This window comes from Maribacter arcticus (assembly GCF_900167935.1).
Taxonomy (GTDB): domain Bacteria; phylum Bacteroidota; class Bacteroidia; order Flavobacteriales; family Flavobacteriaceae; genus Maribacter; species Maribacter arcticus.
The window spans coordinates 54,730-70,441 of the sequence record NZ_FUYL01000001.1 but is presented as its reverse complement, the minus strand read 5'-3'; the positions used below and the strand labels follow the sequence as shown (position 1 = coordinate 70,441).

The 15,712-nt window shown below is 35.5% G+C and carries 13 protein-coding genes; 5 read left to right on the top strand and 8 right to left on the bottom strand.

Annotation, left to right across the window (positions count from 1 at the left end; genetic code table 11):
* Positions 1-23: 23 nt before the first annotated feature.
* Together B5X55_RS00370 and B5X55_RS00365 are read left to right on the top strand one after the other, a co-directional pair.
* Positions 24-935 carry a FecR family protein gene (locus B5X55_RS00370; protein ID WP_079510421.1) on the top strand — a complete coding sequence of 304 codons (912 nt, stop codon included), beginning with the start codon at positions 24-26 and terminating at the stop codon, positions 933-935.
* Complete coding sequence (locus tag B5X55_RS00365; protein WP_079510420.1) at positions 916-3,435, top strand: TonB-dependent receptor; 2,520 nt, start codon at positions 916-918, stop codon at positions 3,433-3,435. The genes B5X55_RS00370 and B5X55_RS00365 overlap by 20 nt, the downstream gene beginning before the upstream one ends.
* Here the strand turns inward: B5X55_RS00365 and B5X55_RS00360 are convergent.
* Positions 3,426-4,349, bottom strand: a complete 924-nt coding sequence (locus tag B5X55_RS00360) for a Brp/Blh family beta-carotene 15,15'-dioxygenase (RefSeq protein ID WP_143814368.1) — start codon at positions 4,347-4,349, stop codon at positions 3,426-3,428. The genes B5X55_RS00365 and B5X55_RS00360 overlap by 10 nt on opposite strands.
* 77 nt (positions 4,350-4,426) lie before the next feature.
* On the opposite strand from B5X55_RS00360, the gene B5X55_RS00355 reads away from it, so the two are divergent.
* Positions 4,427-5,164 (top strand): bacteriorhodopsin-like, encoded by a 738-nt coding sequence (locus tag B5X55_RS00355; RefSeq protein ID WP_079510418.1) that lies wholly within the window; start codon positions 4,427-4,429, stop codon positions 5,162-5,164.
* 75 nt (positions 5,165-5,239) lie between these two features.
* On the opposite strand, the gene argS is transcribed toward B5X55_RS00355, so the two are convergent.
* Positions 5,240-7,021 carry an arginine--tRNA ligase gene (gene argS / locus B5X55_RS00350; RefSeq protein WP_079510417.1) on the bottom strand — a complete coding sequence of 594 codons (1,782 nt, stop codon included), beginning with the start codon at positions 7,019-7,021 and terminating at the stop codon, positions 5,240-5,242.
* A gap of 116 nt (positions 7,022-7,137) precedes the next feature.
* On the opposite strand from argS, the gene B5X55_RS00345 reads away from it, so the two are divergent.
* Positions 7,138-7,563 carry a hypothetical protein gene (locus B5X55_RS00345; RefSeq protein WP_079510416.1) on the top strand — a complete coding sequence of 142 codons (426 nt, stop codon included), beginning with the start codon at positions 7,138-7,140 and terminating at the stop codon, positions 7,561-7,563.
* Positions 7,560-8,993: an SDR family oxidoreductase gene (locus B5X55_RS00340; protein WP_079510415.1), complete on the top strand. Its 1,434-nt coding sequence runs from the start codon at positions 7,560-7,562 to the stop codon at positions 8,991-8,993. Before B5X55_RS00345 ends, B5X55_RS00340 begins: the two co-directional genes overlap by 4 nt.
* Positions 8,994-9,003: 10 nt before the next feature.
* On the opposite strand, the gene B5X55_RS00335 is transcribed toward B5X55_RS00340, so the two are convergent.
* The 6 genes from B5X55_RS00335 to B5X55_RS00310 all read right to left on the bottom strand — a co-directional run bounded on the left by B5X55_RS00335 (position 9,004) and on the right by B5X55_RS00310 (position 15,677).
* On the bottom strand, positions 9,004-11,178 hold the full coding sequence (locus tag B5X55_RS00335; protein WP_079510414.1) for a xanthine dehydrogenase family protein molybdopterin-binding subunit: 2,175 nt from the start codon (positions 11,176-11,178) through the stop codon (positions 9,004-9,006).
* Between the two features lie 3 nt (positions 11,179-11,181).
* Positions 11,182-11,673, bottom strand: a complete 492-nt coding sequence (locus tag B5X55_RS00330) for a (2Fe-2S)-binding protein (RefSeq protein WP_079510413.1) — start codon at positions 11,671-11,673, stop codon at positions 11,182-11,184.
* A gap of 10 nt (positions 11,674-11,683) precedes the next feature.
* Positions 11,684-12,295 (bottom strand): hypothetical protein, encoded by a 612-nt coding sequence (locus tag B5X55_RS00325; RefSeq protein WP_079510412.1) that lies wholly within the window; start codon positions 12,293-12,295, stop codon positions 11,684-11,686.
* A gap of 113 nt (positions 12,296-12,408) precedes the next feature.
* Positions 12,409-13,338: a citrulline utilization hydrolase CtlX gene (gene ctlX / locus B5X55_RS00320; RefSeq protein WP_079510411.1), complete on the bottom strand. Its 930-nt coding sequence runs from the start codon at positions 13,336-13,338 to the stop codon at positions 12,409-12,411.
* 43 nt (positions 13,339-13,381) lie between these two features.
* A complete protein-coding gene (locus B5X55_RS00315; protein WP_079510410.1) occupies positions 13,382-14,296 on the bottom strand; it encodes a dimethylarginine dimethylaminohydrolase family protein in 915 nt (304 codons plus the stop codon).
* A gap of 94 nt (positions 14,297-14,390) precedes the next feature.
* Positions 14,391-15,677 (bottom strand): citrate synthase, encoded by a 1,287-nt coding sequence (locus tag B5X55_RS00310; RefSeq protein ID WP_079510409.1) that lies wholly within the window; start codon positions 15,675-15,677, stop codon positions 14,391-14,393.
* Between the last annotated feature and the right edge of the window lie 35 nt (positions 15,678-15,712).

The window sequence follows — 15,712 nt, the reverse complement described above, 5'->3', positions numbered from 1 at the left end:
TACTATACTATAAAGCTAAAAACATGCAAGAAAATTACTTAGCAAAATGGCTTAACGATGAGTTGACTGAGGCTGAATTGGCTGAATTCAAAAAATCGGAAGCTTTTGAAACATATCAAAAAATAAAGGATTCCGCTTCAAATCTTGAGGCTCCTGAATTTGATATGGATAAAGCATGGAGCTCAATTGAACCACTCAAAACTGCCGAAGACACTAAAGTATTCATCTTAACTCCGTTTAAGAAGTTTCTACGTGTTGCCGCTGTCATTGCAGTCTTACTGACGGGTTCATTCTTCTACTTAAGCACTTTAAGCGAGTCGTTTACCACAGACTATGCCGAAAACAAAACTATTTCATTACCAGATACCTCTGAAGTTATTTTGAACGCTGAGTCAGAATTAACTTTCAGTAAAAATAAATGGGAATCTAATAGAAATGTCAACCTTAAAGGGGAAGCTTTTTTCAAAGTAGCTAAAGGGCAAAAATTCACCGTAGCTACAGACCAGGGACTGGTAACCGTATTGGGTACACAATTTAATGTAGAAACAAGAAAAGAATATTTTGAGGTTACTTGCTTCGAAGGTTTAGTAAGTGTAACAATGGATGGGAAAGAAACACAATTACCAGCCGGCAACTCATTGTTAATGCTAAATGGAAAAAGCACCATGTTAAAAGCAGCCATTAATGGAAAACCTACTTGGTTATCGAACGAAAGTTCTTTTAAAAGCATTCCGTTAAATTATGTAATAGATGAATTACAACGTCAATATAACATTAAGATTACCACTAAAAATATTAACACCTCGCAACTATTCTCTGGATCTTTTAGTAATGAAAATCTAGAACTCGCCCTTAAAAGCATAAGTGTTCCTTTACAAATTAAGTTTAACTTAGATGGGAATAAAGTGCTGTTCTATGACGAAAAAGCACCTTAACAATTTAATTTTTCTGGTTTCTTTGCTGTTTTGCGGCATGTCTTGTCTTGCTCAAAACACAACTGACAATTCAATATTACTAACAGATTTACTAGTAGAGCTAGAAACCAAGCACAATGTTAAGTTTTCCTACGCTGATAAAGATGTTTATTCAATTCGCCTAACTAAACCTAAATATGATGCCCTTAAGCCTACTCTAGAGTATATACGAACTACAACAGATTTAACTATTATTAAATTAAATGACCGCTATTATTCATTAACGAACACTTCTACAATTTCAATTTGCGGTTATGTCCTTGATAATTTCGAAGAAAATACCATACCAGGGGCAACTGTTGAAATATTTGAATCAAAATTAGCTAGTATTACAAATACCAACGGTAAATTTAATTTTGAAAATATCCCAAAAAATTCAATAGTTCAGATTAAGCATATAGGTTATAAACCTATGTTCATCGAAGCCAAAGATTTGGCTAATACTGGCGATTGTAAAAAAATAGCCATGGCCTTAAGTTATCAAGAGCTAGATGAAGTGGTCGTTTCACAATTCCTAACTACAGGTCTCAATCAATTAAAAGATGCTAGTATTGAGCTGAACATTGAAAAATTCGGAATATTACCTGGCGTAAGCGAACCAGATGTGCTACAAACCGTTCAAGCGCTTCCTGGCATAAAGAGTGTTGATGAAACCGTATCTGATATTAATGTAAGGGGAGGCACAAATGACCAAAATCTAATTTTATGGGATGGAATTAAAATGTACCAAACAGGGCATTTTTTTGGCTTAATATCTGCCTTCAATCCGTATGTGACAAATAATGTCAACGTTATAAAAAATGGAACTTCTGCGGCTTATGGAGACGGATTGAGTGGCACTATAGCTATGCAAACCTCAAATAAAATTCCGTTAAACGTTAGAGGTAACGCAGGGTTTAACTTAATATCAGGGGATATTTTCGGGCATATTCCTATACAAGAAAATATTGCAATACAAATTTCTGCTCGTAGGTCTTATACTGACTTTTTAAACACACCTACATATACTACTTTCTCAGATAAAGCATTTCAGGATAGTGAAGTAGACCAAGAAAGTGAATTCTATTTTTATGACTTTACAGCAAAGCTTATCTACGAAATAAATCCCTACCACCAACTTCAGGTAAGTATGATTAATATGAGTAATAATTTAAATTACTTAGAAAACATTGAAGGCTATAGCACTCCAAATCGAAGTAGTTTAAATCAAGACAATAGCTCAATTGGGTCGCAATTTAAAAGCGAATGGACAGATGTTTTCACCACCGATTTACATTTTTATTATACCCAATATGGCTTAGATGCGATTACGGTTACCAATAATGAATCGCAAGAATTAAATCAGAACAACCTTGTAAAAGAATCTAGCATTAAATTAATCACTAATTATAAAGTATTAGAAAGCATTGATTGGATAAACGGTTACGAATTAACCGAAACTGGAATCGAAAATAGAACCAATATTAACCAACCGCCATTTGCCAGCAATATAAAAGGAGTTATTCGTAAACATGCCTTGTTTTCTGAACTCAAATACACCTCTGAAAATTCAAAATTCTATGGTATGTTGGGGGGGCGTTTAAATTATTTCGAAAATATAAATACTTTTAAAGAGTATATTTTTGAACCACGTATTAATCTATCCTATGAATTATTTTCTAATTTCAAAACACAGCTTCTAGGAGAGTTTAAAAGTCAGGCTACCAATCAAATAATTGACTTAGAACAAAATTTTCTTGGTATTGAAAAAAGACGTTGGATTTTATCTGATGGTGATGCATTACCATTAACCAAAAGCAAACAAGGTTCCATTGGTTTTAACTACGATACCGATACATTCTATTTGGGTATAGACGGGTTTTACAAAAAAGTAGATGGTATTAATGTTTATACCCAAGGATTTCAAAATCAGAATCAATTTGATGGTGAAATAGGGTCTTATGCCGTAAAAGGACTAGAATTTTTAATCAATACTAAAAACAATGTGTATAGTGCTTGGCTGAGCTACACCTACAATAAAAACGATTATACTTTTGATGCGTTAATACCAACATCTTTTCCTAATAATTTAGATATAAGACATTCCATCACACTAGCTGGAAATTATACTATCGGAAATTTAAAACTAGGTTGCGGACTCAACTTTAAATCTGGCAAACCTTACACACAACCGAACGATAATGAGCCAGTAAATAATAACGTATTCCCCAATGAGATAAATTACGAAAGTTCAAATAGTAGTAGATTACCTGAATATATTAGAGCAGATTTTTCTGCAGTCTACACCATTAAATTAAGTGATAAATTAAAAGGAACATTAGGTGCCTCAATTCTAAATTTCACCAATAGAAAAAACACCTTAAATACCTATTACAGACTGAAAGATGATAATAGTATAGAAACTGTTGAACGTATATCATTAGGCTTAACGCCAAATGCTAGTTTTAGAGTTCAGTTTTGATTTTGATTTTGATTCAACCTTTTAATAACCAACACATGTGGAAAGGTTATTGCTGCCAAAAAAGAGAAAAAGAAAGCCAAAGACTTTTCTAAATTATCCCTAAATAGAAAAAGCAAGAAAAGCAGTCCAGCAACAGAAATTAACCAATATGGTAGTGACGTTACCACAAATGACCTGAACGACCTTTTATTAATCTTACCATGCAAAAAGAATATCTGGTCATACAGGGAGGGTATGGAATGCCATAAAACAAAATATATAGCAAATCCCCATAACAAAGAGGCTGTTTTAAAAACCACAAAAAATATTCCTATAAAAAATAGCTCTTTTATCGGGTTAATTTTTAATTCATTCTTCAATACCAATATGAGACTAAAAGCTGCCGAAATTATTCCACTTATTAGTAATCCAACCTTAAATACAGAAATAGGAATAGAGTAATCTATTATGGTTTTAATAATTTCAGATGTTGATAAATTATTTGAATTAAAGAGGAGAAAGAGAATAAAAGTACCGTAAGCAAAATAAAGCACATTAGTTTTAAAGGATGCTCTAATGGTCTTAGAAATAAAATGCTGTTCTCCAAAATGATAACCACTGAATAGCACAAACACAACCAATGCTAAGCTTGGTACTAAGTAAAAAATCAATACACTACCAAACACAAAAAGGACATAATATAACAGAATCTTTATGTAATTTCTAGTCGATTTCTTTTTGCTTTCAGCCTTTTGAATAAGGTTAAGGTCATTTGCCCCATGCAAAATTCCAAAAGAAAGAATAAATATATAGGCCATAACATGTTCTATCACGTCTTCAAAAATGACTGCTAACCATAGTGAAAAAAAAGTCCCTACAATTATTATACTGTCCAAGTTCGGAAAATCAATATGCTTATTTTTTATTTTGTTCAATATTTTAACAATTTTATTAAACAATAATTGTTTAACTATTAGTAAATTTACTTAAACAATTTAAAAAAACTTTGATTATGGAAAATTTTATTACTTCAATTTCATTGGCAACTAAAATGTTATCCAATGACTATGTTGGTTTTACGTTCTTTGTTGGATGTATGGCCATGATGGCTGCATCTGCCTTCTTTTTCTTTTCAATGAACGATTTTGACACTAAATGGAAAACATCTATTCTGGTTTCTGGTCTTATTACATTTATTGCCGCGGTCCATTATTGGTATATGCGAGATTATTGGGCAACAGTAGGCGAATCTCCAACCTTCTTTAGATATGTAGACTGGGTACTTACAGTACCTTTAATGTGTGTTGAATTTTACCTTATACTAAAAGTTGCTGGCGCAAAAAAATCCCTTATGTGGAAACTTATTGCTGCATCTATAGTTATGCTTGTTACTGGTTATTTTGGAGAAGCAGTATACAATACAGGTACTGGTCCAGCCGTTTGGGGTTTAATTTCAGGTCTTGCTTATTTCTATATTGTTTATGAAATATGGTTTGGAAGCGCCAAGAAATTAGCGGAACAAGCAGGTGGCGCTGTTTTAACTGCACACAAAACTCTCTGTTGGTTCGTACTTGTTGGATGGGCAATTTATCCATTAGGATATATGGCAGGCACACCTGGTTGGTATGAAGGTCTTGGCAATCTAGGTCTTAATATGGATGTCATTTATAACATTGGAGATGCTATTAACAAAATAGGATTTGGACTGGTTGTATACGGTGCAGCTGTTGCGGCCAAGAAAACTACATAACATCTTTGCAACCTAATTTAGGTGGTTAATTATTTAAGTTGCTATGAAAAAGATCGCTTCGGCGGTCTTTTTTTATTACATACGCTCAGGCACTTCAACACCTAATAATTTGAATGCATCTTGAATTACCTCAGCAACCTTTTTGGATAACTGCACGCGTAGTATCTTTTTCTCATCGTCAGCCTCCCCTAGTATCGAAACTTGTTGGTAGAAAGAATTGAATTCTTTCACCAAATCGTAAGTGTAATTGGCAATCAATGCCGGACTATAATTATCAGCTGCCAATTGAATGGTATCTGGAAATAATTGAAGTTGCTTTATCAATTCCTTTTCTTTACCGTGAAGTTCTGAAATCTTGGCATCGTTCTTTATATCAATGCCCATACTCTCCGCCTTTCTTAAAATAGATTGAATTCGAGCATACGTGTATTGAATAAACGGACCAGTATTCCCTTGAAAATCTACCGATTCTTCCGGGTCGAATAAAATTCGTTTTTTAGGATCTACTTTTAAAATGTAGTATTTTAAAGCACCTAAGCCAATCATTTTATAAAGCGACTGCTTTTCTTCCTCGTTATAGTCTTCAAGCTTCCCTAACTCTTCAGAAATGGTTGCAGCAGTTTGGGTCATATCGGCCATAAGGTCATCGGCATCTACAACGGTACCTTCTCTACTCTTCATTTTCCCACTTGGCAAATCTACCATACCGTAACTTAGGTGGTGCAATTTATTGGACCACGAAAATCCAAGTTTCTTAAGAATCAAGAACAGTACTTTAAAATGGTAATCTTGCTCATTACCTACGGTATACACCATACCGTTAACATCTGGGTGGTCCTTAACACGTTGTATAGCTGTCCCGATATCTTGGGTCATGTAAACAGCCGTACCATCAGAACGAAGTACTATTTTTTCATCTAATCCGTCTTCGGTCAAATCTATCCAAACACTGCCATCTTCCTTTTTAAAGAAAACACCTTTTTTAAGACCTTCAGCAACAACGTCTTTTCCTAACAGGTAAGTATCACTTTCATAATAAAGGGTGTCAAAATCGACTCCTAAATTCTTATACGTCACTTCAAAACCTTTGTAGACCCAACCGTTCATGGTTTTCCAAAGTTCCACGGTTTCGGGCTCGCCAGCCTCCCATTTTAAAAGCATTTCTTGTGCTTCCTGTAAAATGGGTGTTTCTTTTTCAGCTACTTTTTGGTCAATACCTTCAGCTACTAATTGTGCTATTTGCTCTTTATAGGCTTTATCAAAAGCAACATAATAATTACCCACTAATTTATCACCTTTCAATCCGGTAGAGGCAGGTGTTTCTCCGTTTCCGAACTTTTGCCACGCCACCATACTTTTACAAATATGGATACCACGATCATTGATAATTTGTGTCTTATACACTTTTTTACCTGATGCTTTCAATATTTCAGCAACAGAATATCCTAAAAGGTTATTACGAATGTGCCCTAAGTGAAGTGGTTTATTTGTGTTTGGTGAAGAGTACTCTACCATCACAGCATCTTTTGATTCTTTTACAAATCCAAAATGAGGCGTTTCTTTAATAGCATTGAAAAAATTCAAATAGAATACATCATCAATGATAATATTTAAGAAGCCTTTAATGACATTATAGCCTAAAACCTCTTCTACATGCTCCTGTAAATAAGCACCTAACTGCTCCCCAATTTGAACAGGATTTCCTTTTACAACACGCAACATAGGAAATACCACAATGGTAATATCTCCTTCAAAATCCTTTCGGGTTGGTTGAAATTCTACCGATGGCAATTCTTTGCTAAAGATAGATTGTACTGCTTCTTTTACTTTCTGCGATAGTACCTCTTGAATATTCATCAAAACGTTTAATTAAGCCTGCAAAACTAATCATTTTTTAGGCTTTTAGGGTAAACAGATTCGGCATTCATTCGTCATTTGGTTAACTTTAATAAAAACTACCTAATAAAGCGAACATGCTGGTTAACGTATCCTACAATAATAAAGAAATCACCCGAAAGGTAGATGAGCAGGTAGGCAAGCCGTTTACGTTAAAAGAACGTTGGGCATTAAATGGTATTGGCTCCCCAAAACTAATCATTACCGAAACCAGTGTTGATCTAAGGAATTTACTGATTTTAGATAATAATAGGAACACCTGTAATGTTGAATTACGACCAAAAGGAATCATTGTTCGATTTCGCTCGCTCTTAGAAACATTTGCTTTGGTTATTCCGTATTATAAATTATCCCTTTATAAAGGAGAAGCTTCTATCTATTCCATTTATCGGGATCACTACTATATAAAGGTAGAATCTGACACCAAAGCAGTACAGAAATTCTTTAAAAAAATAATTGCTTATAAAGCGGATAATGCTCCAACATACATCGAAGATTTATGAAAATATTACTCACAGGTGCTAATGGCTATATCGGCATGCGTCTATTACCCCTACTTTTAGAAATGGGCCATCATGTAATTTGTGCAGTTCGTGATGAAACCAGATTATCAGTAGATAAGGAGATAAGAGAACAAATTGAGGTGGTTGAAATTGATTTTTTAAAAGATCCAAAAGAGAACATTCTACCGAAAGATATTGATGCCGCGTATTTTTTAATACATTCTATGAGTGCCTCCATTCATGATTTTGATGAACTTGAGGCTACCACCGCACGTAATTTTAATAAAACTGTAGCCTATACCAATATTCAACAAGTTATTTATTTAAGCGGAATTGTAAATGATGAAGTTTTATCGAAACACCTAAGGTCCCGTAAAAATGTTGAGGATATACTCTATGAAGGTGATTTTAACCTAACCGTTTTAAGAGCTGGTATTATAGTCGGCTCTGGCAGCTCCTCATTTGAAATTATTCGTGATTTATGTGAGAAGCTCCCGTTTATGATTACTCCTAAATGGGTATTGACCAAAACGCAACCAATAGCTATCCGTGATGTTATTTCTTTTCTAACAGGAGTGCTTGGCAATGAGAAAACTTACAACGATTCTTTTGATATTGCAGGTCCAGATGTTTTCACCTATAAAGAAATACTTCATAAATATGCTGAAGCTCGAGGTTTCAAAAATTGGATTTTAACTGTACCAATTATGACCCCCAAATTGTCTTCGTATTGGCTATATTTTGTAACCTCAACCTCTTATAAACTAGCTTTGAATTTAGTAGATAGCATGAAAATAGAGGTAATTGCCAAAGATAAAAGACTACAAGAAATTCTAAATATTAAACCGCACACCTATATAGAGGCTATAGATATGGCCTTCAAAAAAATAGAACAAAACTTGGTGATCAGCAGTTGGAAAGATAGTATGGTAAGCGGCAGGTTTAATGATAATATAGAAAAGCATATACAAGTACCTAAATTCGGAGTTCTAAAAGATGCTAAACAACTAAAAATCAATAATCCTGATGAGGTACTAGAACGTATTTGGAGCATTGGCGGTGAGACCGGATGGTATTATGGAAATTGGCTTTGGAAAATTCGAGGATTTATTGATAAGCTTTCTGGCGGTGTTGGTCTTCGTCGTGGCCGAACACATCCTAATCGCATCTATACCGGTGATTCCCTCGATTTTTGGAGAGTGCTTTTAGCTGATAAAAAAGCCAAACGATTATTGTTATTTGCTGAAATGAAATTACCAGGCGAGGCATGGTTAGAATTCAGAATAGATGAAAACAATATACTCCATCAAACTGCTACATTCAGACCTCTTGGCTTAAAGGGTAGACTGTATTGGTATAGCATTGTACCATTCCATTATTTCATTTTTGGTGGAATGATAAAAAACATAGCAAATCAAAAAGAAGTATAATAAGAGTATTCTACATGGTTTTAGAAAGTTTTAATGGAAGCTCCGTTAGTCTTTCACCTGTCAATCGCCTCACAGCATTGGCTATCGCGGCACCAATAGGCCCTAAAGGAGGTTCACCTACAGCCCCAGGTGTATCTTTGCCTTGAAGCAAAACCACATCTATTTCTTTAGGTGCATTCTTCATCAATGCCATTTGGTATGGCCCATAGATTGTAGGTTGCAATTCCCCGTTCTCCACATACATTTGCTCATAAAGCACTGCACTCATACCCATTATAACACAACCCTCGCACTGTGCACGTATCTGATCAGGATTTACCGCTAAACCTGGATCAAGGGAAACGGTTACTTTGTGTACAACAATCTCGTTGTCTACAATTGAAACCTCAACAACTTGAGCACAGGGTGTACCAGCATCAATAGACGCTGCAAAGCCCATAGCTCTACCATTGGCGATATCTTCAGAATAGTTTGCTTTCTCAGACGCGGCTTTAATTACATTTTTTAAACGAACGCCGATAGAATCATCACCAATTTGGGCAAGTCTAAAGTCTACGGCATTCTTATTTGCCTTCAATGCCATTTCATCCATAAAACTTTCCATCGCAAACGTATTCGCTAATAAACCAAGGCTACGCCACCAGCTGGTAGCAAATGGTAAACTTACATGCCAGTAGACCGACCTGAAATTGGGAATGCCTGTATATTGAATGAAACCGCCACGAATAGCACCAATATCGGCACCTATGATAGGAGGCAGAAAATCAGGTATTAAAGCAGAATGGTTACCCACATCTCCACTAACAAATTGATGCTCAAGACCATCTAAATAACCTTCGGCATTCAATTTTCCCTTAATTATATGATGTGTAGGAGGGCGAAACATATCATGCTGAAACTCTTCCTTTCTACTGAAAAAATATTTAACCGGCTTACCAACTGCTTTTGACATCACAGCGGCCTGCACCGCATGTGGTGTATGAAGTCTACGACCGAAACCGCCGCCTAAATATGTAGGTATCACATTTACCTTTTCAACATCCAAACCTAAACGGCTAGCAACTTCTTTTCTAGTTAGTCCTATTACCTGAGTTGAAATTTTTATAACTGCACTATCACCTTCAACAGAAGCGACAACACCATTTGGCTCAATTTGAGCATGAGCCCCTATAGGAGTTCTAAACTCTAAAGTTTCTATACCATCTTGTTTATCTAATGCATCACCATGTTTTTGAATAATAGTAGATTTACCATTACCAACCGTCATAATTTTAAAGATTGCATCGGTATTTAAATCTTCATATCCCTCCCACGTAACAATAATAGCGTCTTTTGCTTTTTCCGCTTCAAGCATGGAATTTGCCACTACCCCAACAAAATCTTCTTCAACAATAACTTTGACAACACCAGGCATATTTTCCGCCGGCTTAATATCTGCACTAACAAATTTGGCTCCTATTTTAGTGGGTCTTACAACCGCTCCATAAAGCATATCCGGCATTTGGGCATCCATTCCAAAAATTGGGTCTCCAAAAACTTTGGCATCTAAATCTACCCTAGCAATAGGCTTACCTATATATTTATACTCTTTTAAACTTTTTAAAACAGGAGTATCAGGCACTTTCCAATTTTCTACCCCTTCTGCTGCTTGGGCATAAGTCATTGTTTTCCCGTTACCAGAAAGAATTCCGTCTTCTATGGTAAGTTCATCAATACCAACATTCATTTTACGGGAAGCTTCTTTAAGAAGCATTTCTCGTAACATTGCGGCAAGTTCTCTTAATGGTTGCCATAATCCAGATATAGATGTACTACCACCAGTTGCAAAACTATCTATATTTCCGGTAGACGAAGCTGCGTGTATCACTTGAATCTGGCTCATGGAAACCGAAAGTTCGTCAGCGGCCATTTGGGCTATACCGGTAAAGGTTCCCTGACCCATTTCAACCTTTGGAGAATGTAATAGAATATTATTTTCAGAAGTTACCTCAAACCAAATCATGGGCTTGTCGGTGTTATCGGTATACGGTAAGTCTAGAGAATTTACCGTACCTAAAATCTCACGACGAATGGAATTACGAAAAATATAGGTGCCTATGGCTACCACTCCTATGGTACCCAAACCACCCCTTACTAAAAACTTACGTCTAGAAACTTTTTTTGATTCACTTTTATTATCCGCCATCACTTACACCATATTAGATTCATTAGTATCTTTTTCAGCTTGTATTTCGGCAGCCTTGTGAATTGCTTTTCTCATTCTATAATATGTACCGCAACGGCATACGTTTATTATATTGTTGTCAATATCCTCATCGGTTGGTTTAGGCACTTTTTTTAAAAGTGCGGCAGTCGCCATCATAAACCCTGGTTGACAATATCCACATTGTGGGACAATCTCCTCAACCCATGCCAATTGAACCGGGTGAGGGTTTTCACGATTACCCAACCCTTCAATTGTTGTCACAGTTTTATCTTGAACGAATTTTACGGCATATGAACAAGAACGAACCGCTTCACCATCTACATGTAATGTGCATGCACCACAAGCAGCTTTACCGCAACCAAACTTTGTGCCTTTTAAATCAAGAATATCTCTTATGACCCAAAGAAGCGGTGTATTTTCATCTTCTACATTAACCGTTTGTAAAACATCGTTCACTGTAAAGGAAATTTCCATAAAGTTTTAATTATTTAGTTGGTATAACTGCACCATTATCTAACCAATATTCGACAGCATTTTTAAATTCTTCTTTTGACACAGGTGGAACCTCTCTTTCTTGACCATTTGGGTCTATACCAGGAGTCCAAGCCCAAAGAACCAATTCATCTTCAGTCATATGCTTCAGAAGCTCATCAAAACTTCTTTGTCCATTAGCATTCTTATCTACAAGTCTTTCAGCAATTTGAGATCTGGTTAAACCTTCCCATCCCATTGAAGCGGGTGCCAAAGACCAATGTGGCGCACCAGGCACTCCTGAATATGTATTGTTTTCAGAATTATGACAGGTATTACAGTTCGTGGCTTGAAATCCCTTATCATCTTCACCTCTTGCCATTCCGAAATAATGAGGACGACGGTCATTACCTTGTTTAGGAATATTATCGTTGGGATGGCAATTCATACAGCGTTGATGGGTAAGAACATCCATCATCTTGTTGAAAGCTTCATCTGATTTGTTTATTTCAGATTGCTGATTTTCCAACAAGTGATATTCAAAGATTGTAGGTGTATTTGCTAGGGCAAGCAACACACCTACAATACTAATCATCAAAAAAACAAACCAAGTTTTAAGATTCATTTTAGTTCATTAAAATACCATTGCCAAAATCATATGCTTATGAAGATAGCGAAACCTTTACACTTATTTTAATCCAATAAAATTATTTACTCCTTTAAAAAGTCTGTTTAAATCTAGCTTTTGGGAAGAAACACCTCTGCCATCATACAACGTGCACTACCGCCACCACATGTTTCTATGGTATCTAGAGAACTATGAAGAATTGGACAATGATTCTCTATTTGCGCAATTTGTTTTGGAGTTAGACTATTAAAAGCCGCTGTACTCATCACCATATACTTTTGACCTTCACTGCCTAAAACCTGCAACATATTACCCGCAAAATGATGCATTTGCTTTTCAGTAATCGTTATTATTTCCTTACCATCAATCTTAAGATGGTCTAGAACATTCTTCCTTTCTTTCTTATCATCAATAGAATCTGTACAGATTACTACAAAATTTTCAGCCAAAGCCATCATTACGTTGGTATGATAAATAGGCAACCTTTTACCATCAACAGACTGGTTAGCCGTAAAAATTACTGGAAAGAAATCAAAATCTTCACAAAACTCAATAAACAAATCTTCATTTGCGCGTTGCGATAATGCACAATATGCTTTTTTGTTTACCCTATCTATTAAAATACTCCCTGTGCCTTCAAGAAACAGCCCCTCATCTTCGGCTGAAGTATAATCAATTACTTCATTTATTTTAAAGCCGTTCTCTTCTAAGGTTAAGAATATATCCTCTCTACGCTCATTTCTTCTATTTTCAGCAAACATGGGGTATACACCTACAACGCCATTCGAGTGAAAGGATATCCAGTTATTTGGAAAAATACTGTCTGGAGTATCAGGCTCCTTTGTATCTTCAATAACAATAACATTAACTCCTTTATTTTTTAATGCGGATACAAAGGCATCAAACTCTTCTTGAGCTTTTTGATTAATTTCTTGATTCTTCAAATCAATATCTTCCATAAAATAGTTATTGACTGCGGTCTGTTCATTCATTCTGAAAGACACCGGACGAATCATTAGTATGGTATTTGTTATTTGCATATCTGGGTACTAATTAAATTTTTCTTTTTACTTTTTTTATAATTTATGCTCTTACTAGTGGCAACGTACTGCAACGTAATAGCCCTTCTTGTTTTGAAATTTCTGCATATGGAATTTCTTCAACCGTAAAACCTTGATCTCGCAACCAATTATTTAGGCGAGTAAAATTGCGCTCGGAAACAACGACATCAGGAGAAATTGAAAATACATTACTAAACATATGATACATTTCTTGAGCATCAATTTCAAATATATTTTCCTTACCAAAAAAATCTACTAACCATTGGTATTCTTCCTCTACCAAGAATCCGTTCTTATGTAAAATGGCTTTCCCTTTGCCTAAAGGCTGAAAGCAACAGTCTAAGTGTAGCGCATTATCTTGGGCAACTGTATTGGACTTTCTTAATTCAAAAGATTTAATGGTCTTGTGTGGAAACTGCTTCGTTAAATATGCTAAGGCCGCTTTATTTGTTCGTGCAGTTATAAATGAAGAATAATCTGCTGCGGTATAAGTACCTACAAATATATATTCATTCCATGGCATAACGTCGCCACCTTCAATATGAACTTCAGCAGGTGGATGTAGAATATTTTCATCATCAATTTTATCTAAAACATGCAATATGGCATCCACCTCTTTTTCACGTTCTGGCAAAATATTAGAGATTATTAATTTGTCCTCTATAACAAAAGCAATATCCCTTGTAAATATTTGATTACAGTTCTCTAAAACTTCAGGTCGAAATACTTTTACGTTGTACTTCTCAAATACCTTTCTAAAGGCTTCCATTTCTTGAACCATATCTGATTCTTTAGGATAAGTACCTGCTAAAATATGCTCCAAGGATTTTGGGTCATACGCTTCTTCAGCTGTAGGAACAGGCCCTGAACTTTTAGCTATACCTAAAACAACAGCCTTTAATGGTGATATTTCGTCATTAACATTCAATTGTAGCATGGGTATTCTTTTTAAATATGATTAAAAAATAGCACAAAAAAAAGCTCCTTTAAAAATTAAAAGAGCTTCTTGTTTTTTTATTAACGGTAGCAATCTACCTCTTGTCAAGTTCGACAAAAGATCTTAATTTTTCTCCGATATATACTTGTCTTGGTCTTCCGATAGGCTCACCGTTCAATCTCATTTCTCTCCATTGCGCTATCCAACCTGGCAATCTACCTAATGCAAACATAACAGTAAACATTTCGGTAGGAATACTTAAAGCTCTATAAATAATTCCAGAATAAAAATCAACATTCGGATATAATTTACGGTCTACAAAATACTGATCTTCCAATGCCTCTTTAGCTAAGCCTTTAGCGATTTCCAAAATAGGATCTTCAATCCCCAAATCTGCTAAAACTTCTTCAGCTGCCTGTTTGATGATTTTGGCCCTAGGGTCAAAATTTTTATATACTCTATGCCCAAAGCCCATTAATCTAAAAGGATCGTTCTTATCCTTAGCTTTGGCCATATATTTTTTAGTATCACCACCATCCTTTTGAATCGCTTCCAACATTTCCAATACGGCTTGATTCGCTCCACCGTGCAATGGACCCCATAATGCCGAAATACCTGCTGAAAGTGATGCAAATAGTCCTGCATGGGAAGAACCTACGATACGTACGGTTGAGGTAGAGCAATTTTGCTCATGATCTGCGTGTAAAATCAATAACTTATCTAGAGCATCGATTACAATTTTATTCCTTTTATATTCTTGGGTAGGCTTCTTGAACATCATTTTATGAATGTTCTCTACATATCCTAAGCTATCATCTCCATAATCTAATGGCAAACCTTTTTTCTTACGCAGCGTCCAGGCAACCAAAACAGGGAATTTAGCGAGTATCCGTACAATAGCCCCGTACATTTCATCATTTGATGTAACGTTTACAGAAATTGGATTAAAGGCTATAAGTGCACTGGTCAAAGAAGACAGGACTCCCATTGGATGTGCCGATTTTGGAAAAGCATCCAAAATCTTTTTCATTTCCTCATCAACGTGAGATTCATTTTTTATATCTACATGAAAAGCTTCTAATTGTTCCTTATTGGGAAGTTCTCCAAAAATCAACAAATATGCTACTTCTAAAAAATCAGCTTTTTCAGCTAGCTCTTCAATAGAATACCCTCTATATCGTAATATTCCTTTCTCACCATCTAAGAATGTAATGGCACTTTCACAAGAACCCGTATTCTTGAAACCCGGATCTATTGTAATAATTCCTTTGGTAACTGAACGCAACGATTTAATATCAATTGCAAGTTCATCTTCGGTTCCCTTTATTACAGGAAACTCATATTTTTCACCATTATATTCTAAAATAGCTTTATCTGACATTTTTAATTTTTACGTTTTAAATACTTCTCGTAAAG